This window comes from Candidatus Latescibacterota bacterium, assembly GCA_020633725.1.
GTDB lineage: Bacteria > Krumholzibacteriota > Krumholzibacteriia > JACNKJ01 > JACNKJ01 > VGXI01.
The window spans coordinates 493,354-517,367 of sequence record JACKDC010000002.1; the positions used below are offsets into that span (position 1 = coordinate 493,354).

The following is a 24,014-nucleotide window of genomic DNA, read 5'->3' on the forward strand; positions in this document are numbered from 1 at the left end:
TGAACAGCCGGTTGCTGTTGAAGGACAATCGGGCCTGATATACGCTGACGGGTCACGCCCCACCGAGGAGGTTGCGATGATCCGCCGCGCCGCGCTGTTGACCTTCGTCTGTCTCACGGCCGCAGGGCCTGCCGCCGCCGCCGCCGGGGACGCCGCCTTGGGCACCCAGCCCTATGACCGCTTCGAGTCGCCCTCGATCTGCGCCGACTGCCACGTGGACTTCGCGCGGCAGTGGGAGCAGGCGATGATGTCCCAGGCCTACACGCACCACTGGGACGAGATCGAGTACTTCGAGCTGGCCGTGCCCCACGCCGAGAAGGACGCGAAGGTGGCCGGCGTGCGCGCGGGCTGCAACGGCTGCCACGCGCCACTGGCCTTCCTCGCGGGCGACGTACCGCCGCCCCGCCCCGAGGCGGGGAGCCGGGCCAACGAGTCGGTGTCCTGCGACCTCTGCCACACGATCACGGGCTTCGAGGGCGACACGCCCTACAACTTCAACTGGACCGTCAGCCCGGGCGACACCAAGGTCGGGCCCGGCCGCGGTGGCGAGTCGCCCTACCACGGCATCGCGAAGAGTGCGTTCCTGGGCACGTCCGAGTTCTGCGGCACCTGCCACAACGAGAAGAGCCCCTACGACCAGTGGGTGAAGTCCACGCATCTCGAGTGGCGGGAGGGGCCCTACGCCGCCGAGGGCGTGCGCTGCCAGGACTGCCACATGCCGATGGCGATGGGCACGGCCGCGGTGGATGGCGACGCGCGGCTCGTCGCCCAGCATCTCTTCCACGGCGCGCACGATGCGGGCAAGCTGGCCGGTGCGGTCGAGCTGCGCATGCATCCGGATCGGCGCGCGCAGCGTCGCGGCGGCGTCGTGCGTCTCAGCGTGCAGCTCTTCAACGCCAAGGCCGGGCACCAGATCCCCACCGGCTCAGTGGAGGACCGCATCGTCTGGCTGCACGTGGAGGCCACGGACGCCGCCGGCAAGGTCTACACCCTGCCCGTCGATCCCAAGGGCTTCGACGGCGAGGAGACCACCATCGCAGCCGACGTGCTCGCCTACCAGGACATGGGCATCGCCAAGGGCATCGCCGATTTCGCCGGCATCCAGCGCGACGGAGTGCCCGTGGGCGACCGCATCTTCCGCAAGGCCTACTTCGACCCCCAGGGCCGCATGACCATGCAGCAGTGGAACACGGCGTCCTTCGGCCCCGACTACCGCCTGGGCCCGCGCGAGACGAAGATCGAGACCTTCACGTGGCGGCTACCCGAGGACATCGCCGCAGGTCCGGTCACCGTGCGCGCGGTGCTCAACTACCAGAAGCTGGTCACGCCGGTCGGCGAGTTCCTGAAGGTGCCGTCCGAGGAGATGGCCACCATCGTCATCAACCGCGCCAAGACCGGCTTCGAGGTGCAGGGCTGAGGAGACGGGGATGAAGGGCTGGGTTGGCGTAGCGACATTGACGTTCGTCATCGGCACGGCGGCCATCGCCACGGCGCAGGAAGTGCCGGACAGTCTCGCCCACTACTGGCTCGAGCCGGTGCTGGTCGAGGCCGCGCCGCTGCACACGGGCGACGTGGAGATCCTGCTCGACAAGAGCAATCACGTCGAACTGCTGCGCGAGCACGGCTTCGCGATCATCGAGCGGGGGCCCGCCTTCGCGAGCGACCTCTACCTGGACGGCCTGAAGCGCGAGGACATCGCCCTGCGCGTGGACGGCGAGCGCTTTCCCTGCGCCTGTCCCAACCGCATGGACACGCCGGTCTCGCGCATCAATCCGCTGGAGATGGCGAGCTGCGCCCTCGATCGTTCCAGCACCTCGGATGCGGGGGGCCTCGGCGGCGCGCTGGAGTTCCGGCGGGCGGCGCCGTCGTCGGCGCTCGGCGTCCAGGCCGCGCTGAGCGGCCGCCTGCTGGGCGGGGAAGACTTCGACGCCTCGCTGGCCGGCGACTGGCGCGGCTACCGTCTGACGCTGCGCCGGGCCGAAGGTGGTCCCTACGTGGACGGCGGGGGGCTCGACTTCGTCGGACGCTACGGGCCGACGCTGGGCTACGCCGCGAATCACCGCCACGGACTCACCGAGTTCTCGGCCTACGGCGGCAGCCCGCGCTGGCGGCAGGGCCTCAGCCTCTCGGCGAGCAAGGACGTCCTCTTTCCCTACCTGCTCATGGACGAGCGCCGGACCGAGTTCTGGAGCGCGTTCGGCGAGTGGCGGGGCCACAAGCTCTACCTGAATCACACGCGCCACCTCATGGACAACGCGCTGCGCAACCAGCCCATGTCGATGGTCTCCGACGCGGACAACCTGACCGTCGGCGTGACGGGCCCGGGCTACGAGCTCTACTACCGCAACTGGGACATCGCGAATAGCTTCCACAGCCCGGCGCTGCACATCGACAACGCCATGATGCCCGATCTCATGCTGGCGTCGCTGGCGCTGTCGCGGCAGGTGCACGCGGCGCGGGGCGTCTCGCTGGGGGCGCGCCTCGGGCTCCAGCACCAGTGGCTTGGCGACGCCTCGCGGCTGCCCTTCTACCAGACGCTCTACCCCGCGGCCGCCGACGAGCGCTGGTTCGTCCCCTTCGGGCTCATGGCCAACCTGGCGCGTCCGCTCGGCGACGCACTGGTGGGCGGGCTGCAGGCGGATCTCGGCAGCGAGGCGCCGCACCCGCGCGATCTCTACATCGCCGTGCAGAAGCCCATGGGCAAGCCCTGGTGGAGCGGCAATCCGACCCTGCGACAGCCGCTGCGCGCCACCTTGCGCGCACGGCTGCGGGGCCACGGCGTCACCGTGGAGGGCTTCGCCACGCGGATCTGGGACTACGCGGGGCTGGCCGCGAGCCGCGTGGAGGTCATGGAGACGGTCCGCGCCTACCAGACCGTGACGAACATCGACGCCGCGCTGGCCGGCGCGAGCGTGGCCGTCGAGCGCGCGTGGTTCGTGCTGCGGGCCTCGGGGCTGATTGGCCAGAACCTCAGCGCCGATAGTCCGCTGGCCGAGGTCCCGCCCCTCAGCGTCGAGACGACCCTGCGCGCCCCGCGCTGGCGAGGCCTGGGGCTGTGGGTCCGTCACCACTGGGATGACGCGCAGGCGCGCGTGGATGGCAGCCTGGGCGAGACGTCCACGCCGGCCTGGAACCGGGTCGACGCCGGCGCGGTCTGGGAGCGCGGGCCGCTCACGGCCACGCTGGAGTTGCACAACCTGGGCGATGTGGAGTATGCAGAGCATCTGTCCTTCCAGCGCGATCCCTTCGCTGCGAAGGAGCGCGTCTACGCGCCCGGGCGCCAGCTGCGGCTGGCCCTGAGCGTTCGCGGATGACTCTCAGCCGCCGAGGACCGACGCCGTGACCACCGACTCGCGCATCGACGCCACACGGAGCGCCCTGCTGGCCGACGGCGTGATCGTCGCGATCCGCTGCGACGACGCCGCCACCGCCGAGCGGGCCGCTCGCGCCGCGCTCGCCGGCGGACTCCGCGTGCTGGAGATCACCCTGACGACGCCGGGCGCGCTGGAGCTGATCGCCCGTCTCGCCGGCGAAGGCGTCGCGCTGGTGGGGGCGGGCACGGTGCTTGGCCCCGCCGACGTGACCGCCGTGGCCGCGGCCGGGGCGCGCTATGCCCTGTCACCGGTCTTCGGGGCGGACGTGGCGGACGCGGCGCGTGCGGCCGGTCTGCTCTACGTGCCCGGCGCCGCCACGCCCCTCGAGATGCTCACAGCCCACCGCGCCGGCTGCGCGCTGGTGAAGTTCTTTCCCTCGGGCGCGCTGGGCGGCCCCGCCTTCCTGCGCGCCGTGCGCGGTCCGCTGCCGGAGATCGGACTCATTCCCACCAGCGGCCCCGACTCGACGAACATCGGCGACTTCGTGGCGGCGGGCGCGCGCGCCGTGGGCGTGGGACCCGAGCTCTTCGGGCCGGGCTGGACGCCGGAGAGCGTGACCGCCGCCGCGCGCCGCACGCGGGAGGCCATGGATGCCGCCCGCGCCGCGCGTTGAGCGCACAAAAAGACCGGACCCACCCGGACCCGGTCACCACAGAAAGAAACGAAGCGGTACCCTTACCCCGGTTTGCCATCCGGGGCGAGGACAGTGTCGCAACTGGAGCCGGCCGGCGCCAGTGAAACGTCGGTGAAGAGCCGAAAGAGTCGCTAGGGCGTGTCGCTGCGCAGCCGCGCCAGCAGCTGCTCGGCGGCCTGGGCCTGGTCCTCGAAGCCCTTGGCGCGCTCCAGCAGGGCCACGGCGCCGGCCTCGTCATCCTGCTCCAGGGCGCAGTAGCCCTGCATCAGCACCGCGCGGCCCTGGCCGGCGTCCATGTCGGCGCAGTGGGCGTAGGCGTCGCGGGCGCGGCCGTACTCCTCCTCCATGTAGAGCAGGTCGCCCAGCAGCGACCAGAGCCGCACCGAGGGCTCGGCCGCCAGCGCGCGCTCCAGCGTGTCCAGCGCCGCCTCGCGCTCGTGCGCGGCGAGGTAGGTGCTCGCGAGACGCTCGAAGTCCTCCGCGCTGGGTTCGTCGCCCAGGGCGGCGGCGTAGCAGCTGCCGGCGAGGTCGGGCACCCCCGCCGCGCTGTAGAGATTGCCAAGCTGCACCTGCTCCTCCTCCGTGAGGGGTCGCAGGTAGCCGGCGACGGTGAGGTCCACGGCCGAGCGCTGGTAGTCGCTGACGGCCGCGTGGAACTGGCAGGCCAGCACCCAGGCCTCGGGGTCGTCGCCGTGCTGCTTGAGCAGATGCGCGACGGCGCGCTCGCCCTCGTCGCGGGCGTCCGTGTCCAGGCAGGCCGCGATCAGGGCGCGGTACCAGTCCAGCTTGGCGAGCTCCGTCCGCCGGTAGACGAGATCCTCCAGCAGCGGCAGCGCCTTGGCCGGCTGCTCGGCCAGCACGTAGGCCGCCGCCGCGGCGTAGAGCAGGTGCTGCGGCTGCGAGGGCGTGAGCAGGTAGCCCTGGTAGATGCCCTCGGCCGCCTCGGCGAAGTCGCCGGCCTGGTAGGCCAGCTCGCCCATGTTCAGCCAGCTGTCGGCGTGGCGCGGCTCGAGGTGGGCCGCCTCGCGGAAGGCGTCGCGGGCCTCGTCGGGGCGCTCCAGTTCGAGCAGCAGGGCGCCCAGCTGGAAGCGCAGGAGGTAGTGGTCCTCTCCCGGATTGTCGCGCAGGAAGGAGCGCAGCACCTTGACGGCGTCCTCGGCCTGGCCGAGGGCCTTCTCCTGCTGGGCCTTGAAGAGGGCGAGCCGCGCGCGGCGGGGGACGTCCGCGAAGCCGTCGAGCTTGGGCGGCTCCGCGGCGAGGGCGCCCAGCGGGAGCGTCAGGGCGAGCAGCAGCGCGAGCGCCGCGCGCCGCATCACAGCTCGAAACGGACGGCCGTGGTCACCCATGCGGTGACCGGCTGTCCCTCCACCTTGCCGGGATCGAATCGCCACTGGGGTACCGCCTTGGCCACGGCGTCCTCGAAGACGCCCTCGGGTCGCGCCGCGAGGATGAGCACCTGGCCCACGGTGCCGTCCGCGCGGACGAGCAGCTTCACCTGCACGACGCCCTCGATGCCCTGCTCACGGGCCTTGTAGGGATAGATCGGCGGCACCTTGGCCACCGGCTCCGGCGGCGAATCGAGCTCGTAGGACTCGAAGACGAACTCGCCGCCCAGGTCCGTGTTGCCCAGTCCGCCGAGGTTCACGGCGATGCCCGCGTCGAGCCCGCCGAAGCCGGAGAACTGGGGCTGCATCAGCTCGGGCTTGAAGTCCACCTCGGGCTCCGGCTCGGGCTTGGGCTTCTCCTTCACCTTCTCGGGCTCCTGAGGCTTGGGCGGCTTCAGGGTGACCAGGCTCACGCCGCTGACGAGCTCGTCGTTCTCGGGCCGCTCCCGCTCGTGCGAGAGCAGCGGCGCCAGGCCCAGCAGCCCGAGATTCACGAGCAGCGCCCCGCCGACGAAGAGCAGCCATCCGCCGCGTCGCATCAAGAGTCGGCCTCCTGCTTGGCCGCCAGGCTCACGCTCGAGGCGCCGGCGAGGCGGCACTGGTCCATCACCTTCACCACGTCGCCGGTCTCGCTGTGCTTGTCGGCCACCACGATCACGCCGCTCTCGGGGTCCTCGGCCAGCGCGCGCTCCACGAGGCTGCGCACCGAGCGCACGTCCACGCGCTTGCCCTCCATGTAGACGTCCCCGTCGGGCGTCACGCCGATCATGATGTTGCCGCGCTCCTTGACCTCGGCGGTGGCGGCGCTGGAGCGCTGGACGTCGATGCCCGCCTCCTTCACGAAGCTCGTCGTCACCACGAAGAAGATGAGCAGCAGGAAGACCATGTCGATGAGGGGGCCCATGTTGATGTCCACGCCCTTGTCGGCGGCGCGAAGGCTGCGGCGGACGTCGATCATGTCAGGCTCCTTTGGCCGCGAGGGCCGGTGGCGTGGCGTTGCGGATGTGGCGGCCGAGCACGGTGCTGATCTCGTCGAGGCGCGTGCGCAGCTGCCGCGCGCGCCGCATGAGCACGCCGCTCAGGAAGAGGCCGGGAATCGCCACGAGCAGGCCGGTCTGGGTCGTCACCAGCGCGACCGAGATGCCGCCCGCCATGGCCTTGGCGTTGCCCGTGCCGAAGCGGCTGATCACCTGGAAGGTCTCGATCATGCCGAGCACCGTGCCCAGCAGGCCCAGCAGCGGCGCCACGGCGGCGAGCACCGCGATGAGCGCGAGGTAGCGGTTCAGCTCAGACTCCAGGCGCAGGCGGCAGGCGTGGAGCAGGCTGGCGTCGGCCGTGGGGTCGCCGCTGCGCGATTCGAGGAAGCCGGCGAGCAGACGCGCCCGCAGGCCCTCGCGCCGGCCGCGCCGCTTGAGGTCCTTGCCGGCGAGCGCCTGCAGCGCCTCGTCCACGCGGATGTCCTTGCGGCTCAGCACCCGGTAGCGGTGCAGGCGCTCGAGGATGAGCGTCCACATGGCGATCGACGCGGCGCCCAGGGGCAGCATGATCCAGCCCCCCTGGGCGAGGTAATCAAGCGCTTGCCAGAGCGCGTCGTTCATCCCGGCCTCGCTGCTTCTGGATGGTGTTGGTCAGCGAGACGGCGTACTCCTCCATCTCGCCGATGATGTGATCGGCCCGCCGCGACAGGAAGACGTGGGCGAGCATGATGGGAATCGCGATGGCCAGGCCCACCTCGGTCGTCACCAGCGCCTCGCTGATGCCGCCGCTCATGAGCTTGGGGTCGCCCGTGCCGAAGCGGGTGATGACGCGGAAGGTGTCGATCATGCCCGTCACCGTGCCCAGCAGTCCGAGCAGCGGCGCCACGGCGCCCAGCACGGCCAGCACGGAGAGGCCGCGCTCCACCCGGGGCAGTTCGCGGAGGATCGCCTCCTGCAGCACGCTCTCCAGGGTCTCGCGATCCTCGCCGCGCGCCTTGATGCCCGCCTCGAGCACGTGGTTCACCGGCGAGCCCTCGCCCTTGTGACGCTTCACCAGGGCCTCGGCCTCGGTCCAGTTGCCCTCCTCGGCGAAGCTGTTCACGCGGGGCATGTACTTGCCCGTGTTGCCGTGCACGCGGTTCAGGAAGACGACCTTGTAGAGGATGAGCACCAGCGCGGCCAGCGCGATCAAGGCCAGCGGCCACATGATCGGCCCGCCGGCGGACAGCTGCTCCCGCAGTCCGCTGTCGCCGCTGATCTGTCGCAGGGCGGCCCCGCCCGAGATGTCGACGGGCGCCAGGTCGCTCTTGCCCTCGAGATAGCGCCCCAGGCTGCGCCCCACCGCGCCGCCCGGCAGCGTGGCCAGGGCGTAGAAGCGGTGGCTTTCGGGCTTGTAGACGAGGAAGCCGTTCTCGTCGGCCTCGCTGTACGCGGAGGTGAAGCGACCGAGGGTGAGGATGCGCCCGGTGCGCTCCTCGCCGTCGCGACCCACGTAGCTGCCGGTGCTGAAGCCCACCTGGCCGCTGCGGCGCATCTCGTCGAGGAAGAGCGCGGCCATGCCGGTGATGTCGTCGATGTCGGGGAAGTAGCCGGTGCGGAGCACGGGCACGAGGGGATCCATGCGCCCGGGCTCGAGCGCGGTGAAGGGCGACTGGTCGAGCATGGTCTCCAGGTCGCGCGCCACCACGCGCACGTTGCCCGAGATCTCGCGGAAGTTGATCTCGAGATCCGACCAGCGCTCCTCCAGCTTGGCGGAGCGGGTCTCGTCCTGATCGATCCGCGACTCCAGGCGCGCGATCTCGGTGTTCAGGGCGCGTTCGCGCGCGGACAGGGAGTCGACGCGGGCCTGCAGCGCCCCGCGGTCGGAGAGGATCTGGGTCTCGATGGCCTCGGCGCGGGCCTCCGCGGCCTTGCGGTCGGCCTCGGCCTTGCGCGCGGCCTCGCGGACGTCCTGCGCGCCGGCGACGCCGGCGGCGAGAACGATCGCCAGCGCGAGCGCGCCGGCAAAGCGGTTGGGTGTCGTCACGGCTCAATCCTCCCCAGAGGCAGGTCCACGAGCTCCACGGGCCGCATGCGGGCGGCCATCTCCATGGCGGTGGCGATGTTGCGGCGGTCGCTGCCGGGCAGCTCCACCCACTGCCGGGCGGCGGGGTCATACTCGCCCACGCGCTTCCCATCCGGCGTGCGCCAGAACACCGAGACGCGGCCCACGCGCAGCAGGTCGGCGTAGATCTCCTCGCCGGCCACGGTGATGGGGGCCTGGTAGACCTCCACGTTGCTGCCGTACTCGGCCTCGATCTGCAGGGTCTCGAGCAGGCGGCGCAGCTTCTCGGCGCCGCTGACCTCGGGGCGCGCCAGCTCCTTGCGCAGCGCGTCGAGGCGCTGCTGGCGCTCGGCGGCCAGGAAGGGCAGGTCGGCGTCCACGGCGGCCTCGAGCCGGCCCATGATCACGGCCAGCGTGTCCTGCAGGCTCTCCTGCAGGCGCGCGGACTCGTCGATGCTCCGCTCGAGTTCACCGATGTGGCCCTCCAGCCCCGCGGCCTTCTCGGCCAGCAGCGCGCGCTTCTCTTCCAGGTAGTCCACGGAGCTGACCAGGTTGCGATAGCGGTTCGTGAGCTCGGCGCGCTCCGTGGCCCAGTCGTCCTGCTGGCGCTGGGAGCCGGCGTGGATGTCCACGGTCTCGTCCACGGTCTTGCCGAGTTCCTGCCCGTCGCTCTGGGCCAGAGCCCGGGGCGGCGCGTACCCGATGAGGGCCAGGAGCGCCGCGGCCAGCAGCGTCCTCCGGCTCATGCTCAGTCCCATGGGCTGCGTCCTTTCGTGCTGTCGGGGATGTGGCGCGCGGCGCGCCCGGCGCCGGCCAGGCAACAGATACGTCAGCTCCGTGAACGCTGAATGACGCTCCGGTGAAGATTGCGTGAACCCCGGGGAAAGGGCCCGTGGGGCGCGGATTTTCACCCGGGCTTTACGCAGTGTTCACGCCGAGGCGCTATCTCCTGGAAGCTGCCGCGCAGGAGGCGCGGTGCACGAGGGAGGAATCGCGCCGTCATGTCCATCGGTCATCGTCTCGGGTTCGCGCTGCTGCTCGCCTGTCTCGCGCCGTCGCTGGGGGCTGGTCCCGTCGCCGCGGCGAGTCCGGGCGGAACGCTGCACGCCGTCGTCGCCGACGGCCAGACCGGCGACCCGCTCATCGGCGCGAACCTGCTGCTCCTGGGCACAGATCTCGGCGGCAGCTCCGATCTCGACGGCGCCGTGACCGTGAAGGACGTCCCCCCGGGCAGCTACGATCTTCGCGTGAGCTTCATGGGCTACGAGAACCAGATGGTGAGCGGCGTGGTGATCCGCGCGGGGGAGACGGCCAGCGTCGACGTCGCCCTGGCCGCCAGCAGCGAGGCCTTCGTGATCGAGGACGTGGTGGTCTCGGCCGAGCGCGTGCTCTCCACGGGCGTGGCCGTGCTCGCGCAGCGCCAGCAGTCGGCGGTGATCGGCGACGGCATCAGCGCCGACATGATCGCCCGCTCCCCCGACGCCACCAGCAGCGACGCGCTCAAGCGCGTCACCGGCCTGTCGGTCGTCGACAACAAGTTCGTCTACATCCGCGGCGTGACCGACCGCTACAACGCCACCGAGCTGAACGGGGTGTCGGTGGCCGGCACCGACGCGAACGTCGACAAGAAGAGCTTCGCCTTCGACCTGATCCCGGCGGGCCTGATCGCCAACACGGTGGTGGTGAAGTCGGCCACGCCGGACCTCCCGGGGGACTTCTCCGGCGGCCTCGTGCAGGTGAACACGCTGGAGTTCCCCACGCACCGGCTGGCCCGCGTGGGCCTGTCCAACTCCTGGAGCGACCTGAGCACGGGCCACGACTTCCTGCGCAGCGACGGCGGGTCCACCGACTGGCGCGCCAAGGACGACGGCGGCCGCTCCCTCCCCGGCGGGCTCGTGGGCAACGCGCTGGCGCGCGCGCTGCCCAACAGCTGGGCGCCGCACCAGGAGGCCGCGCCGGTGAACCGGAGCGTCAACCTCTCCTACGGCGACCGTCTGCGGCTGGGCGGGCAGGAACTGGGCTTCATCGGCGCCATTACCTACAAGGACGAGTACTCGGTGGACGAGGTCCACGAGGCGCCGCTCTACTACCATCCGCTGCTCGACGAGCCCTTCCTGCTCTACGACTACCGCGCCAGCCAGTACAGCTACAGCGTGCTCTGGGGCGGCCTGCTCAACCTGCACGCCAAGCTGGGCGAGCGCCACAAGCTCAGCCTCAAGAACAACTACAACCGCGCCGGCAAGGACGAGATCGAGCTCTCCGACGGCCAGTTCGAGAGCGGCGAGTTCGAACGTCACGAGACGATCCAGTGGGACGAGCGCGAGATCATCGTGAGCCAGCTCGAGGGCGAGCACCGCTTCGGCGCCCGCGCCGACACGCGGGTGAAGTGGAGCGCGAGCAGCGCCCGGTCCACGGCCAAGCAGCCCGACCGGCGTCACGTCGCCTATCAGAAGAACTTCGCGATCCCCGACCAGATGAAGGAGAACTACCGCGGCTGGTCGGACCTGGACGAGCGGCGCACGGACGTCAAGCTCGACCTGGAGCATCCGCTGGGCGACGCCAAGCTGAAGGCGGGCGGTCTGCTCGGCCACCGCAAGCGCGACTACGACGCCAAGGTCTTCTTCGCCGACTTCAGCTACTACGACGGCAGCGTGGCCTACGAGGCCATCGACAGCATCTTCTCCGCGGAGAACTTCACCCAGGACGAGGGCGAGGCGGGGCCCGAGTTCATCTTCAAGGAAGAGCCCAACTACACGGCGCTCTACCACGCGACCCACGATCTGACCGCCTACTACCTCATGGTCGACTCGCCCTTCATGCTGCTGGGGGAGAGCTTCCGCTTCGCCGGCGGCTTCCGCGTCGAGGACTCGGACCAGCGCGTGGACAGCGAGGTGGCCAACGCGGACAGCACGGTGAAGTCGCAGGTGGACAAGCTGGACTTCCTGCCCTCGGCCAACCTGACCTACCTCTTCAACGAGCGGACGAACCTGCGCCTCGGCTACTACGTCTCGGTGAACCGCCCCGAGTTCCGCGAGCTGTCCCCGGTGGCCTTCTTCGACTTCCATCGCCGCCAGAAGGTCTTCGGCAATCCGGAGCTCACGCGGGCCGTGGTGCGCAACTTCGACCTGCGCCTGGAGACCTTCCCCCAGCCGGGCGAGGTGCTGGCCATCAGCTTCTTCTCGAAGCGGCTACAGGACGCCATCGAGGAGCGGCTGATCCCCAACCCCGAGCGCTTCGTGCGCACCTGGTTCAACTCCGCCAAGGGCACCAACTCGGGCATGGAGCTGGAAATCCGCAAGTCGCTGGGCTTTCTGACGGGCTACCTCGACCAGAGCTACGTCAGCGGCAACTACACGCGGGTCCACTCGGCCATCGAGTACCAGTTCGAGAAGACGGACGACGAGGGGAACGACATCATCGAGACGCGCACGCGCCCCATGCAGGGCCAGTCGCCGTGGACGGTGAACCTGGGCCTGCTCTTCGTGGAGCCCAAGACCAACGTTTCCATCAGCCTGCTCTTCAACCGGATCGGACGCCGCCTGAACGCCGTGGCCGACGACGAGAAGCAGCACGAGTACCAGGAGCCCCGCGACCTGCTGGACCTGGCCGTTTCACGCACCTTCCTTCGGCGCTACCAGGTCAAGTTCACGGCCAAGAACCTGAAGAACGAGGACGAGGTCTACACCCAGACGCTGGGCCTGCCCTTCCGGACGGTGCACCGGGGCAGCAGCTACTCGCTCTCGCTGGGCGTGGATCTCTAGAGGGCGCCGGGGGCGCGCCGCGGCCCAGGATTCCCCCAAACTCCACCGCGTCTTTATCAAAGCCAAACACGGCGAGCCTATTCTGGCGACGCTCTTCGCCACAGTCTCTCCGGCGCTTCGCCGCGCCGCAAACACGCGCTAACCAAGGAGTCACCGCATGAAGCACCGCATCGCCCTGTTGGCCCTCGCCATGCTGGCCTGGGGGGGGAGCGCCCTGGCCCTGCCCGAGGCCATTCTCGGCCCCGGCATCGACACCGGCCGGACGCCGTATCACCAGACGGGCAACGTCTCCCTGTCGGCCGACACGCTCTACACCCTGACGGGCCTCTACTACGTCGAGTCCGGCGCCAGCCTGACGATCCCGGCCGGCACCGTGTGCAAGGCCGACACGGCCGCCACGCTCATCATCAAGCCCGGCGGGCAGATCTTCGCCAACGGCGAGCAGGACGCGCCCATCGTCTTCACGTCCCGCAAGGCCCCGGGCCAGCGCGCCCGCGGTGACTGGGGCGGCGTCATCATCCTCGGCAACGCGCCGGTGAACAAGGTGAACCCGCTCATCGAGGGCGGCATCATCGAGGGCACCTTCGGCGGCGCCAACCCCCTGGACAACAGCGGAGTCTTCAAGTACGTGCGCATCGAGTACTGCGGCTATCGCTTCCAGCTCAACAACGAGATCAACGGCCTCACGCTCGGTGGCGTGGGTCGCGGCACCGAGCTGCACCACGTGCAGGTCAGCTACTCCTTCGACGACAGCTACGAGTGCTTCGGCGGCACGGTGGACATGCACCACATCGTGGCCTTCGGCGGCACCGACGACGAGTTCGACAGCGACTTCGGCTGGACCGGCAACGTGCAGTTCGCCTTCGGCATCCGCGACGAGAACATGTGGGACCCCACCGGTGAGAGCAACGGCTTCGAGTCGGACAACGACGGTTCGAGCACCAGCACCGACGAGCCCTACACGCATCCCGTCTACAGCAACGTGACGCTGATCGGCCCGGCCCGCAGCGACGCGATGGTCGGCAATCTGCCCGCCGGCAACAAGTTCCAGTACTCCGCCGTGCTGCGCCGCAGCACCCGCACGAGCGTCTTCAACAGCGTGATCGCCGGCTACCCCTGGGGCATCAGCCTCCGTGATCCGTTCACGATCCAGTGGGCGACGAACGACATCCTGCGCTGGGAGAACGTGAGCGTCGCGGCCTGGCAGTACCCCGATGCGGCGGCCCAGGCGGCCGGCACCATCCACGACGTCACCCGCTGGAGCGGCGTGAAGGACTGGTTCAACACCACCGGCAACGACAACTTCGGCGTCGATCTGCGCAACCCCAGCGCCGTGGGCCTGGGCGACTGCAGCGACCTGAACTACCCCAACCCCGTGCCGCAGACCGGCTCCGAGCTCATCGGCACCGCGGCCTGGGGCGACAGCTACCTGCAGGACGCCTTCTTCACCTCGGTGAACTACCGTGGCGCCTTCGACCCCACCCTGCCGATGGACCAGCAGTGGACCGCCGGCTGGACCAACTTCAATCCCCAGGGCTGGGACCAGGACACCGCCGCCGGCGACGTCGCCAGCAGCTTCCGCCTGGCCGGCAACTTCCCCAACCCCTTCAACCCGAAGACCGAGATCCGCTTCAGCCTGCCCGAGACGGCGGCCGTCACGCTCACGGTCTTCGATCTCCAGGGCCGCCAGGTGCGCGAGCTGGGCGCGGGCGCCCAGATGACCGCCGGCGACCACGTCCTGACCTGGAACGGCAAGAGCGACGCCGGTGAGGCCGTGGCCTCGGGCGTCTACTTCTACCGTCTCTCGGCCGGTGACTTCAGCCAGACCCGGAAGATGACCCTGCTCAAGTAGGGCGCGCCCGGACGTCCGGCCTCGCTTCGCACTTCGTGAGGCGCTCGGGCCGGACGTCCACGCGCTCGCGAGGAGAACCCCGCCCCACTCCCTCTTCGGGGGCGGGGTTCGTCTATTCGGGGGAGGCCGCGGGTTCCGCGGCGTAGAGCCGCCGCACGCGGAGCATCACGAGCAACGTCTCGAGCGTCTCGCTGCCCATGAGGAGCAGCGTGCCGAGCAAGGCGCCGTTCAGGGCGGGTTCGTCGCGCACGAGGGCGAAGCCCAGCGCGAGCACCAGCAGGAGCTTCACGAAGCTGGCCACGCCGATGGTGCGCGTGCGCTCCTGGGCCATCAGGTAGCCCTGGTTGATCGTCCGCAGCCCGAGGCTGATGGGTTGCCAGGGAATGATGAGCAGCGCCGGCAGCACCGTGGCGTAGAGCGCCGCGTCGGCCGAGAGGCCGAAGACCCGCGACAGCAGCAGATCGCGCAGCGGCGTGAGGACCACGAGGGCGATGCTCAGCACGAACAGCGCGATCGTGACGCCACCGAAGCGAAGCATCACGGGGAAGTCCTCGCGGCGCTTGACCAGCACCACCGTGGTGCTGTTGAAGGCCCAGAGCGGCGAGCTGGACAGGATGAGCAGCGGCAGCACGAAGCCGAAGCTCGCCTGCGCCAGGTCGGGGTCGGCGGTGCGTCCCACGATGGCGTTCAGCACCGGACGCATGGCGCTCCAGGTGACGGCGTTCACCATGAGCGGGCCGATGAAGTCCCAGAGCCGCCGCCAGCCCACCGGCCGGTCGGCGGCGGGGCCGTCGATCCCCGCCGCGCCACGGCGCAGGAGACCCAGGCCGCGCACGGTGATGTAGGCCGTCTCGCCGGCGATGCCCAGGGTCAGCGCGGCGCCGCCCAGCAGCGCGCCGGGCAGGTGTCCGGCGGCCGCGACCCCGAAGAGCAGCGCGGACAGCAGCGCCAGCCGCAGCACCGTGGCCTGGCTGATCAGCTTCGTGTTCTGGTGGCGCATCACGATGCCGTTGTAGAAGGAGCGCAGCGTGATGAGCACCGGGATCGGCCACTGCACCAGCGCCACCTGCTGGGCGATGCGCGAGACCGCGGGCGTGGAGCCCATCAGGCGTCCGATCAGGGCGGCGCCGCCCTGGCTCAGGGCCAGGGCCAGCTCCAGTGCGGCGAGCGCCACGGCGAGGACGAGCATCTTCACGAGGAGGCTGCGCCGCGCCGCGCCGCCCACGCCCAGCACGGCCGTGGTCTGCACGAAGGGAAAGAGGGGGGAGTTGAGGAAGACGAGCAGGCCGAAGCCCACGGCGTAGCCGGCGAGCTGCTGCTCGGGACTCTCCGCGCGGCCGAGGCCCATGTTGATGATGGGCGCGGCCAGGGTCATCATCTGGCTCGTCAGGACCAGGGGCCAGTAGAAGTCGAAGATCTGCCGGTAGCGGAGCATGGGGCCTCAGTACTCGTCGGCGTGGGCGGCGCGAGCGCTCACTCGTAGCGCAGCGACTCGATGGGGTCAAGGCGGCTGGCCTTCACCGCGGGGTAGAGCCCGAAGAAGATGCCCGTCCCGGCGGACACCAGCAGCGCGCCGACGATGTAGGGCACGGGCACGCTGGCCGGCAGGTGCAGCGTGAGGTGGAGGATCCAGCCGATGGCGAGGCCCGCCAGCACGCCCACCAGGCCGCCCGCGCCCGTTAGCGTGGCCGCCTCCACCAGGAAGAGCTGCAGGATGTCCCGTCGTGTGCCGCCCACGGCCATGCGCACGCCGATCTCGCGCGTGCGCTCCTGCACGCTCACCAGCATGATGGTGATGACGCCGATGCCGCCCACCATCAGGCCGATGGACGCCAGCACCACGCCGACCAGGGTGAGCGGGCCGGTGACCTGGCGCGTGAAGTCCACGGCCATGTTCTGCGTGCTCACGTTGAAGTCGTTGTCGGCGCCGGGCGAGAGGCGGTGACGGATCCGCATCAGCAGCTCGATGTCCTCCTCGGCGCGCTTCATCTGGTCGTTGCCCTCGGGCACGGCGACGATCACGATCTCGTCGGCCCAGGGGAAGTTCTTCCGCAGGGTCGTCAGCGGCAGGACGAGGTAGTTCTGCGCCAGGCTGCCGAAGATGCTCTCGCGCTTGGCGAAGATGCCCACCACGGTGAGCTCCTTGTTCTCGTCCACGCGGATCTTCCGGCCGATGGGATCGCGGCCGCCGAAGAGGTCGTCGGCGGGCTGGCGGCCGATCACGCAGACGTCGCGCGCGCCAGAGTACTCCACGGCCGTGAAGAAGCGCCCGGCCTCCAGGAAGTCGTTCTCGACCTCCTGGTAGTTGAGCCCCGCGCCGATCACGTTCATCAGGCTGGCCTTCTCGCCGGCGTGCCGCGCCACGGTGCCCGTGCTCGCGCGCGGGTCCACCAGGCGCACGCTGGGCAGCTCGGCGATGGCCTCGCCGTCCTCCTCCGTGAGCCGCGGCCGGCGGGCCCAGTCCTCGGTCTCGCCGAAGGGATCGTTGCGGGTCAGGTAGATCTGCGTGATGTCCGTGTTGAGGATCTCGCTCTCGAGGCGCCCCTTGAAGCCCTGGATGATCGAGACCTCGGCCATCAGCGTGGTCACCCCCAGCGCCACGCCGAGGATGACCAGCGCCGAACGTCCCTTGTTGCCCCGCAGATTCTGCAGGGCCATGACCAGGTTCTCGCCGAGGGCGCTCACGCGCAGCCGCCTACTCATGGCGCAGCGCCTCCACCGGATCCAGGCGCGCGGCCCGCCTGGCGGGGTAGAGGCCGAAGCCCGCGCCCACCACGACCGCCAGCAGCAGCCCCAGGACCACCGACCAGGGCCGCACCGCGTAGGGCAGCGGACTCAGCGCGGCCACCGCCGCCGCGGCCTGATAGCCGATGAGGATGCCCACCAGCCCGCCGGTCGTGGACAGCGTCAGCGCCTCCACCAGGAACTGCCAGAGCACGTCGGCCTGGCGCGCCCCGATGGCCTTGCGCACGCCGATCTCCCGCGTCCGCTCCTGCACGCTCACCAGCATGATGTTCATGATGACGATCCCGGCCACCACCGCGCTGATCCCCACGATCAGCAGCAGCACCGACAGCAGCAGGTTCTTGATGCGTCCCCAGAGGCTCTGCAGCGTGGCGCTGGCCGTGATCTCGAAGTCCGAGCAATCCCCCGGCCGCAGGCGATGCCGCTCGCGCATCGCGGCCTCCAGCTCCTCCTGCAGCGCGGGGATGTGATCCAGATCCAGCGCCTTCGCCTCGATGTTCACGCTGAGCGAGCGGCCATGCCGCCCGTAGTGCTTGAGCACCTTGGTGATGGGCACCGCCGCAAAGGTGTCACGGTCGTCGCCGAGCACGCGGCCCCGCTCGACGGCCACGCCCACCACGGTGTAGGGCCGGCCGCCGATCTTGATCCGCCCGCCGATGGGATCCTTCGCGCCGAAGAGATCGGTCGCCACCCGGTGGCCGATCACGGCCACGGGCCGGCCGCGCTCCACCTCGAAGTCCGAGAAGTGCCGCCCGGCGGCCAGCTCCAGGTTCTGCCAGAAGGGGTAGTCGGCGGTGTAGCCGTTGATCGGCACGCCGCGCAGGCGTTCGCGACCCCGGGTGACGTCCTGCCGCACGCGGCGGCTCGCGCCCACGAAACTGGCGTTGCTCAGCCGCTCGCGCAGCCAGTCGCGATCGGCCAGTGTGAGCGCGGGGTTGTACATGCTTTCCAGGAAGGCGTCGAGGTCGGTGAGCACCTTCATCTCGTCGACGCGCTGCACGGTCAGCAGGCCGTTGCCCTGCTCGAAGACCTTCGTCTGCACGTAGGCGTTCATGCCGTCGACGATGGACACCACGGCGATGATGCTGGCCACGGCGATCACGTTGCCCAGCATGACCAGGAAGGAGCGCAGCTTGTGCGCACGGACCGCCGACAGCGCGATGCGGATGCCCTCGAGGAGCGTCACCGTGGGCTCCTACTCGTCGGTGTCCACCTCGACGCGGACGCCGCCGCCGCCGTTCTCGTCCTCGTCCTTGGCCTTGCGGGTCACCTTCACGCGCTCGCCGTGATGCAGCGTGCGCACCGCGCGCATGGGCCCGGAGATCACCTGCTCGCCGCCGTCGAGCCCGCTGAGCACCTCGAAGTAGCGGTCGCCGGCGATGCCCGTCTCCACGGCGCGGAAGACGGCGCTGCCGTTCGCCACGACGAACACGCCCTCGCGCTCCTTCACGTCACCCGTGAACGTGACGCTCGCGCTGTCGACGCCCGCCTTCGCGAGCTGCACGGCGAAGCGCTTCCGGTCGTCCTCGAGCGCCTTCTTGGTGCGCAGCGTGAGGGCCTGGATGGGGATGGCGAGGGCGTCGTCGCGGTGGGCGGCGGTGATCTCGGCCGTGGCCGAGAGGCCCGGGCGCAGGCCCGGGTAGCTCTGATCCAGGGTGATGACCACGCGGAAGTCCACGCCCTGGTTGTTGGTGTCCGTGCGGGGACTGTTGGCGATCTCGGTGACGCGGCCGCCGAAAGTGGAGTCGGGGAAGGCGTCGATCTCCACCTTGGCCAGCTGGCCGATGGAGACGCGGGGGATCTCGGTCTCGTCGACGTCCACCTCCACCTCCATCACCGACAGGTCGGCGATCACCATCAGCACCTGGATGTTGAGCGTGCTCTGGATCGCGATCTCGCCCGGGTCGGCGTTGCGGCGGACGACGACGCCGTCCATGGGCGAGCGGATCTCGGTCTTGGCGAGCTGATCGCGCTGCTGCTCCAGGTAGGCGGCGGCCTGGTCCACGCTGCGCAGGGCCGTGACCTGGCGGGCGTCGGCCAGCTTCACGGACGCGCGCGCCGACTCGAAGTCGCGGTCGCTCAGGGTCTTGCTCTCGTGCAGGGACTGGGCGCGCCGCCACTCCAGCTCCTGCTGCTCCAGGCTGGCGCGGGCCTCGTCCAGGGTGGCCAGCGCGCTCTGGTACTGCGCCTCGGCGCTGCGCACGGACTCGCGGATCTGCGTGGCGTCGAGCTGGAAGAGCAGGTCGCCGCTCTTCACGACGTCGCCTTCCTCTGCCGCGACCTTGACGATCTTGCCGGTGACGTCCGCGCTCACGTCCACCGACACCTTGGGCTGGATCTTGCCCGAGGCGCTGACGAGTTCGGTGAGGGCGCGCCGCTCCACGGCCTCCGCCTGCACGTCCACCGCCTTGCTCTGGTTCTTCTTGAGGTTGAGCAGCACAAACACGGCGATGACTGCCACAATCCCGATCGCGATGAGCGCTTTCTTCATGCCGATCCTTCCGCGAGGCGAATCCGCCCGTCCCGGCAGAGCATACGAAGTCGCCCCGCCGAGTTACAGGAAAAAGCCGGAGCGCGCGCCGCGGCACTCGGGACGCTGCTATAATGGACGGGGCGCCATGCTGGCGCTCGTGGAGGTGAGGACGATGATGTGGAATCGCCGGATCGCGGGCGCGATCCTCTGCCTGCTGGCCGCCGTCCCCATGGCGAGCGCCAGCCTCGAGTTCTACCCCCTCTCGGACACGCCCCTGGACTGCCACTCCACTCGCATCGCCGGCGGCGCGCGCGTGGTGGCGGCGTGGGTTCAGGGCGAGAGCGGCGTCTTCTCGCGCACCTGGACCGAGGACGGCCTTCAGCCGCTCGTGGACCACGGGGTGGGCACCTGGCCCGACGTCGCCGACGCCGAGGGCGGCTTCGTGCTGGCCTGGGAGCGGGAGGACATCATCCATCTGAAGAGCGGCGACGGCCTCAGCTGGTCGGACATGGAGGTCTACGACCTCGGCGTGCCGCTGCGCTTTCCCCGTCTCACGGGCTACGACGTGAGCCAGTGGGTGCACGGGTTCTACCTTTGCTTCCAGGGCGTGGACGGCACGGTCTACTTCGCCGAACGCGACCAGGGCGTCTGGCAGCCGGCGATCCCCGTGTTCACGGGCCTCACGCCCTACGGCACCCTCTTCGCGCAGGCCGTGGCGGTGCCTGACGGCGGGGGCGTGCAGCCGCGGGTCTATGCCGTGGACGAGGACGAGCTGCTCTACACCCAGCGCACGAGCACGGGCTGGACCGCACCGGTCGCCGTGCACCCCGGCCTGAACTTCTACGGCGTCGAGTTCGCCGTAGCCTCCGGCGCCGACGGCAGCCAGCACCTGCTGAGCAACGGCCCCCAGCCCACCTGCCCCTGCAACGTGATGACCTACACGAGCTGCACCCCCGCGGGCGAGTGGAGCTGGCCCCTGCAGATGTCGGTGGAGATCGACAACTTCACCTGGCCCCAGGATCCGGCCATCGCGGTGGACACGGCCGGCCGCGTCCACGCCTCCTGGTTCCAGCAGCACTACGGTCTGAACATGCAGCCCACCTGGAAGGCGCTCTACTACGAGGTGCTGGACGGCGGCGTCTGGACCGACCACGGCGAGCCCTTCTGCTGCCAGCGCGGCGAGGACGTCGACATGGACCTGCGCCAGGGCATCGCGCCGGCGCTGGTCTGGACCCAGGACTGGGACGGGCCCTTCGAAGTGTGGATGGCCGTCGACCGCACGATCAGCGCGACCGAGGGTGCCCCCGCCGCCCGCGCGCAGCTCACGGCGCAGCCCAACCCCTTCAACCCGAAGGTCACGCTGCGCTTCAGCCTGCCCGCGCCGGGCGAGGCGCGCCTCGCCATCGTCGATGCCGCCGGCCGCCAGCTCCGCACGCTCCTCGACGGACGCTTGCCCGCCGGCGAGCAGGTGCTAGACTGGGACGGTCGCGACGACACCGGCCGGCCGCTCGCCAGCGGCGTCTACCTGGCGAGTCTGCGCAGCGCCGACGGTTCGAGCGCGACCAAGCTCGTCCTGCTGCGCTGATCCGGCCGCGGCCGGAGCGAAGGAGTTGCGATGTCCGGCCGTCCGTCCCTGCGCGCGCCGCTGATCCTCCTCGTGGCACTGGCGCTCGCGCGCTGGGGCGGCTTCGGCTGGGCCGTGTGGCTCGTCGCACTGCTCAGCCTGGCGGCGCTGCGCGAGTACCTCTCCCTGGCCGACCTGCGCCCCGAGGACCGCTGGGCCATGCTGGCCTGCTATCTCGCCGTGCCGCTGGTCTTCCGGCTCGTGCAGACGGACTGGTACGGCTTCTTCATCGTGTCGGTGCCGGTCTGGGTCTTCGTGCTGGTGCCGGTGCTGGCCGCGGCCGGTGGACGTGAGACGCGCGGGCTGGTGTTCTCCATCGGCGCGCTGGACTTCGGCCTGTTCCTGCTCGTCTACTGCCTGGCGCACTTCGTCTACCTCGCGCGCTTCTCGCCGGCGCTGGCGCTGCTGGTCCTGCTGGCCGCGCTCCTTTGCGACGCCCTCTTCCGCATGGTGCGCCGCGCGGGGGGCGGGGGGCTGCTCACACTGGTGGCGTCCTGGCCGCCCGTCTTCCTCCTCGCCGCGGTGCTGGGCCGGCCCGCGGGCCTGACCGGCTTCGAGGTGCTCTGGGTGACGGCCATGCTCCCGCCTCTGGTCCTGCTCGGCGACTTCACCCTGAGCCGCGTGGAGACGGACCTCGGCATCGACGCCACCCAGCTCGAGCCCGGCCGCGGCCGGCTGATCCACGGTCTGCGCCCGCTGCTCTTCGCCGCGCCGATCGTCTTCCACACGCTGCGCTACGCCACCGAGCTGCTGTGATCCTGCGCTGGGTCCTGCGCCCCCTGCTCAAGCTGCTCTTCGGGCTGCACGTGCAGGGGGGCGCGCAGCTCGACCGCTTCGGGCAGGTGCTGATCGTCGCCAATCACAATAGCCACCTGGACGCGCTGCTGCTGCTCAGCGCGCTGCCCGCGCGCCTGGCGAAGCAGACCCGCCCCGTGGCGGCGCTGGACCACTTCGGCCGCTCGGCACTGCTGAGGCGCGCGATGGAGCGCCTGCTGAATCCCGTCTGGGTGGATCGCGCCGGCAGCGCCGAGGCGGCGGTGGACGCCATGAGTGCCGCGGTGGCCGAAGGGTCGAGCCTGATCCTCTTCCCCGAGGGGACGCGCGGCGCGCCCGGCGAGCTGGCGCCCTTCAAGCGTGGCGTGGGTTGGCTGCTGGAGCGGCATCCCGAGTTGGTCGTGATCCCCGCCTGCATCGTCGGCTCCGAGCGCGCGCTGCCCCGCGGCGGCGCGCTGCCGCTCCCTGTCTGGAACCGCGTGCTGCTCGCGCCGGCGCGCCGTGTGATTGCCGCGCCGCGCGAGGCGGCGGCGTCGCTGGAGGCGGAGCTGCGGGAAGTCGCGGCGGCGGAGCGGGCGCGTCGTCACACGCGGGCGGCCCGGCGGCGTGACGCTCCCGCCATCGCCGTGCTCGGCATCGACGGCTCCGGCAAGAGCACCCTGGCTTCGAACCTGGCGCGCGCGCTGTCGGAGCGCGAGCCCGTCTGCCTGGTGGGGGACAGGCTGGAACGCTTCGTCAATGGGGCGGCGCAGCCCCTGCAGCTCCTCGCGACCGAGCGCGTGCGTCGCGAGCTGAGCCGCCGCGCCAAGGCCGCGCGCAGCCTGGGCGGCTACAAGCTGCCCAAGCTGGCGGAGATGCTGATGCGCGAGCTGTTGCAGAGCGAGTGCCGGCGCTGGCTGGATCCGGCGTGGATCGTCCTCGACGGCTCGCCGCTGCTCAACCTCGCCGCGTGGGTGTCGCTCTACCGCGAGGGCGACTTCGACCCGGACTTCTGCGCCGCCGCGCTGCTGCAGCTCGCCGGCCGCGAGACGGCCCCGCGCCGCTACCCAGCCCTCCGCCAGCTGCGACTGCTGGTGCCCTTCCGCCTCGCGCTGCCCGCCGCGGCCGTGCGGATCGAGCTGCCGGCGACCGACGCGGTGGCGCGCATCGCATCGCGGGGCGCGGCGCGGCAGGTGCACGAGACCGAAGCGTCGCTGGACAGACTGCAGCAAGGTTACGCGGCCGTCTGCCAGGTAGTGGCCGAGCGCCTGGGCCTCACGGTACTCACGCTGGATGGACGGGACTCGCCCGAGTCGCTCGCCACGGCGGCGGCGGAGATCGTCCTGAGTCGGGAGGCCGCTCATGTCCGCCACTGACACGCGCGTGGAGGTGATCGCCACCCGGGTCTCGGGCTCCATCAGCGACTGGGCCAAGGTGGCGCGAATCCTACCGCTCTTCGAGCAGCGCGGCTGGACCCGGGTCGCGTTGACCGAGGTGGAAGGTCACGGCGAGGCCCGCGCCGCGTCGGCCCGACTGGCCGCGGACGGCGCCCGCGTGCTCGTCGCCGCGGGCGGTTCGGGCACCTTCAACGCGGTGATGGAGGGCCTCGTGGACTCCGGCGCGCCGCTGGACGCGCAGCGCCTGGGCTTCCTGCGCAAGGGCTCGGCGGATCTCATCGGCAAGGTGCTCGGCATGCCGGACGACGTGGAGCCCGCCGTGGCCCTGCTCGCCGACGCCATCGAGGCCGATCACGTGGAGCCCTGCGACCTGCTGCGCGCGGAGACCGCCGACCGCCCGTCGCGCCACTTCCTCGGCTACGGCGGCGCGGGCCTCTTCGGACGCATCCCGTACTTCACCGAGAACCGCGCGATGAAGTGGTACAAGGGCGTGCTCGGGCAGGTCTTCGGCGACCTCGGCCCCTTCACCACGGGCATGACTCTCGCGCTCGGCGAGCAGCTATTGCGCGCGCCCTTCACGCAGGCGCGCGAGTGGCGGCTCACGGTGGACGGCGAACCCGCCGCCCACGGCCGCTTCCAGGCACTGATCCTGGTGAACGGCTACCTGGGCCCTCAGCTCGCCTTCAGCGACGACGCCCTCGGCTCCGGCCGCTTCCACTGTTTCGGGCTGCGCGACCGCGGCGCGCTCGCCCTGCTAGGACAAGCGCGGGCGGCGCGGAGCGGGGCCATCCGCGAAGATCCCCCGCGCTGGGGCATGGAGCACTTCACGATCACCGAGCGCCTGGAGATCGCCTGCGACCGGCCGTTTCCGCTGAACGTCGACGGGTCGACGTTGCTTTGCGAAGGCGGTGCGAGCATCACGCGCGTGGGGGCGATCGGCCTGCTGAGCGCGATTCGGTGAATTCGCCCCCGGGGGCGGGTGGGGTCGGACGGGT

General features: G+C 70.7%; 19 protein-coding genes. 9 read left to right on the forward strand and 10 right to left on the reverse strand.

Annotated elements, in window-relative coordinates; all coding sequences use genetic code 11:
* Positions 1-76: 76 nt before the first annotated feature.
* From H6693_06620 to H6693_06630, 3 genes are read left to right on the forward strand one after another with little or no spacing between them, the layout of a single operon-like run.
* Complete coding sequence (locus H6693_06620; protein ID MCB9515851.1) at positions 77-1,417, forward strand: NapC/NirT family cytochrome c; 1,341 nt, start codon at positions 77-79, stop codon at positions 1,415-1,417.
* Between the two features lie 10 nt (positions 1,418-1,427).
* Positions 1,428-3,314, forward strand: coding sequence for a hypothetical protein (locus H6693_06625; protein MCB9515852.1), 1,887 nt, complete (start codon positions 1,428-1,430; stop codon positions 3,312-3,314).
* A 25-nt stretch (positions 3,315-3,339) separates the two neighbouring features.
* Positions 3,340-3,987: a 2-dehydro-3-deoxyphosphogluconate aldolase gene (locus H6693_06630; GenBank protein MCB9515853.1), complete on the forward strand. Its 648-nt coding sequence runs from the start codon at positions 3,340-3,342 to the stop codon at positions 3,985-3,987.
* Positions 3,988-4,139: 152 nt separating this feature from the next.
* Here H6693_06630 and H6693_06635 read toward each other — a convergent pair whose 3' ends face one another.
* Genes H6693_06635 through H6693_06660 form a run of 6 tightly spaced genes read right to left on the reverse strand, consistent with a single transcriptional unit; the run spans position 4,140 to position 9,160 of the window.
* Entirely contained in the window at positions 4,140-5,321 is a 1,182-nt protein-coding gene (locus tag H6693_06635; protein MCB9515854.1) for a tetratricopeptide repeat protein, read from the reverse strand.
* Positions 5,321-5,932, reverse strand: a complete 612-nt coding sequence (locus H6693_06640) for an energy transducer TonB (GenBank protein ID MCB9515855.1) — start codon at positions 5,930-5,932, stop codon at positions 5,321-5,323. Before H6693_06640 ends, H6693_06635 begins: the two co-directional genes overlap by 1 nt.
* Positions 5,932-6,351, reverse strand: coding sequence for a biopolymer transporter ExbD (locus H6693_06645; protein MCB9515856.1), 420 nt, complete (start codon positions 6,349-6,351; stop codon positions 5,932-5,934). The genes H6693_06640 and H6693_06645 overlap by 1 nt, the downstream gene beginning before the upstream one ends.
* Before the next feature lies 1 nt (position 6,352).
* Complete coding sequence (locus H6693_06650; protein ID MCB9515857.1) at positions 6,353-6,991, reverse strand: MotA/TolQ/ExbB proton channel family protein; 639 nt, start codon at positions 6,989-6,991, stop codon at positions 6,353-6,355.
* A complete protein-coding gene (locus H6693_06655) occupies positions 6,963-8,396 on the reverse strand; it encodes a DUF3450 family protein (GenBank protein ID MCB9515858.1) in 1,434 nt (477 codons plus the stop codon). Before H6693_06655 ends, H6693_06650 begins: the two co-directional genes overlap by 29 nt.
* Positions 8,393-9,160, reverse strand: a complete 768-nt coding sequence (locus H6693_06660; protein ID MCB9515859.1) for a DUF3450 domain-containing protein — start codon at positions 9,158-9,160, stop codon at positions 8,393-8,395. Before H6693_06660 ends, H6693_06655 begins: the two co-directional genes overlap by 4 nt.
* Before the next feature lie 255 nt (positions 9,161-9,415).
* Between H6693_06660 and H6693_06665 the strand changes: the two genes are divergently transcribed.
* On the forward strand, positions 9,416-12,175 hold the full coding sequence (locus H6693_06665) for a TonB-dependent receptor (protein MCB9515860.1): 2,760 nt from the start codon (positions 9,416-9,418) through the stop codon (positions 12,173-12,175).
* A gap of 157 nt (positions 12,176-12,332) precedes the next feature.
* Entirely contained in the window at positions 12,333-14,027 is a 1,695-nt protein-coding gene (locus tag H6693_06670) for a T9SS type A sorting domain-containing protein (GenBank protein MCB9515861.1), read from the forward strand.
* A gap of 112 nt (positions 14,028-14,139) precedes the next feature.
* On the opposite strand, the gene H6693_06675 is transcribed toward H6693_06670, so the two are convergent.
* The 4 genes from H6693_06675 to H6693_06690 are packed head-to-tail and all read right to left on the reverse strand — an operon-like array spanning position 14,140 to position 19,263.
* Complete coding sequence (locus tag H6693_06675; protein MCB9515862.1) at positions 14,140-15,462, reverse strand: hypothetical protein; 1,323 nt, start codon at positions 15,460-15,462, stop codon at positions 14,140-14,142.
* A gap of 38 nt (positions 15,463-15,500) precedes the next feature.
* Positions 15,501-16,730: an ABC transporter permease gene (locus H6693_06680; GenBank protein MCB9515863.1), complete on the reverse strand. Its 1,230-nt coding sequence runs from the start codon at positions 16,728-16,730 to the stop codon at positions 15,501-15,503.
* Positions 16,723-17,958 (reverse strand): ABC transporter permease, encoded by a 1,236-nt coding sequence (locus H6693_06685; GenBank protein ID MCB9515864.1) that lies wholly within the window; start codon positions 17,956-17,958, stop codon positions 16,723-16,725. Before H6693_06685 ends, H6693_06680 begins: the two co-directional genes overlap by 8 nt.
* Before the next feature lie 9 nt (positions 17,959-17,967).
* Positions 17,968-19,263 (reverse strand): efflux RND transporter periplasmic adaptor subunit, encoded by a 1,296-nt coding sequence (locus H6693_06690; GenBank protein MCB9515865.1) that lies wholly within the window; start codon positions 19,261-19,263, stop codon positions 17,968-17,970.
* A 127-nt stretch (positions 19,264-19,390) separates the two neighbouring features.
* Between H6693_06690 and H6693_06695 the strand changes: the two genes are divergently transcribed.
* From H6693_06695 to H6693_06710, 4 genes are read left to right on the forward strand one after another with little or no spacing between them, the layout of a single operon-like run.
* Positions 19,391-20,830, forward strand: a complete 1,440-nt coding sequence (locus H6693_06695; GenBank protein MCB9515866.1) for a hypothetical protein — start codon at positions 19,391-19,393, stop codon at positions 20,828-20,830.
* Positions 20,831-20,860: 30 nt separating this feature from the next.
* Positions 20,861-21,625 carry a hypothetical protein gene (locus tag H6693_06700; GenBank protein MCB9515867.1) on the forward strand — a complete coding sequence of 255 codons (765 nt, stop codon included), beginning with the start codon at positions 20,861-20,863 and terminating at the stop codon, positions 21,623-21,625.
* Positions 21,622-22,998, forward strand: a complete 1,377-nt coding sequence (locus tag H6693_06705; protein ID MCB9515868.1) for a 1-acyl-sn-glycerol-3-phosphate acyltransferase — start codon at positions 21,622-21,624, stop codon at positions 22,996-22,998. Before H6693_06700 ends, H6693_06705 begins: the two co-directional genes overlap by 4 nt.
* On the forward strand, positions 22,985-23,980 hold the full coding sequence (locus H6693_06710) for a hypothetical protein (protein ID MCB9515869.1): 996 nt from the start codon (positions 22,985-22,987) through the stop codon (positions 23,978-23,980). The genes H6693_06705 and H6693_06710 overlap by 14 nt, the downstream gene beginning before the upstream one ends.
* Positions 23,981-24,014: the final 34 nt, after the last annotated feature.

What these genes read in the sequence shown, in the direction of transcription:
- H6693_06620 (MCB9515851.1), top strand. Translation starts at nt 77, where the DNA reads ATGATCCGCCGCGCCGCGCTGTTGACCTTCGTCTGTCTCACGGCCGCA.
- H6693_06710 (MCB9515869.1), top strand. Translation starts at nt 22,985, where the DNA reads ATGTCCGCCACTGACACGCGCGTGGAGGTGATCGCCACCCGGGTCTCG.
- H6693_06650 (MCB9515857.1), bottom strand. Translation starts at nt 6,991, where the DNA reads ATGAACGACGCGCTCTGGCAAGCGCTTGATTACCTCGCCCAGGGGGGC.
- H6693_06695 (MCB9515866.1), top strand. Translation starts at nt 19,391, where the DNA reads ATGCTGGCGCTCGTGGAGGTGAGGACGATGATGTGGAATCGCCGGATC.
- H6693_06680 (MCB9515863.1), bottom strand. Translation starts at nt 16,730, where the DNA reads ATGAGTAGGCGGCTGCGCGTGAGCGCCCTCGGCGAGAACCTGGTCATG.
- H6693_06670 (MCB9515861.1), top strand. Translation starts at nt 12,333, where the DNA reads ATGAAGCACCGCATCGCCCTGTTGGCCCTCGCCATGCTGGCCTGGGGG.
- H6693_06640 (MCB9515855.1), bottom strand. Translation starts at nt 5,932, where the DNA reads ATGCGACGCGGCGGATGGCTGCTCTTCGTCGGCGGGGCGCTGCTCGTG.
- H6693_06625 (MCB9515852.1), top strand. Translation starts at nt 1,428, where the DNA reads ATGAAGGGCTGGGTTGGCGTAGCGACATTGACGTTCGTCATCGGCACG.
- H6693_06645 (MCB9515856.1), bottom strand. Translation starts at nt 6,351, where the DNA reads ATGATCGACGTCCGCCGCAGCCTTCGCGCCGCCGACAAGGGCGTGGAC.
- H6693_06700 (MCB9515867.1), top strand. Translation starts at nt 20,861, where the DNA reads ATGTCCGGCCGTCCGTCCCTGCGCGCGCCGCTGATCCTCCTCGTGGCA.
- H6693_06660 (MCB9515859.1), bottom strand. Translation starts at nt 9,160, where the DNA reads ATGAGCCGGAGGACGCTGCTGGCCGCGGCGCTCCTGGCCCTCATCGGG.
- H6693_06690 (MCB9515865.1), bottom strand. Translation starts at nt 19,263, where the DNA reads ATGAAGAAAGCGCTCATCGCGATCGGGATTGTGGCAGTCATCGCCGTG.
- H6693_06665 (MCB9515860.1), top strand. Translation starts at nt 9,416, where the DNA reads ATGTCCATCGGTCATCGTCTCGGGTTCGCGCTGCTGCTCGCCTGTCTC.
- H6693_06635 (MCB9515854.1), bottom strand. Translation starts at nt 5,321, where the DNA reads ATGCGGCGCGCGGCGCTCGCGCTGCTGCTCGCCCTGACGCTCCCGCTG.
- H6693_06675 (MCB9515862.1), bottom strand. Translation starts at nt 15,462, where the DNA reads ATGCTCCGCTACCGGCAGATCTTCGACTTCTACTGGCCCCTGGTCCTG.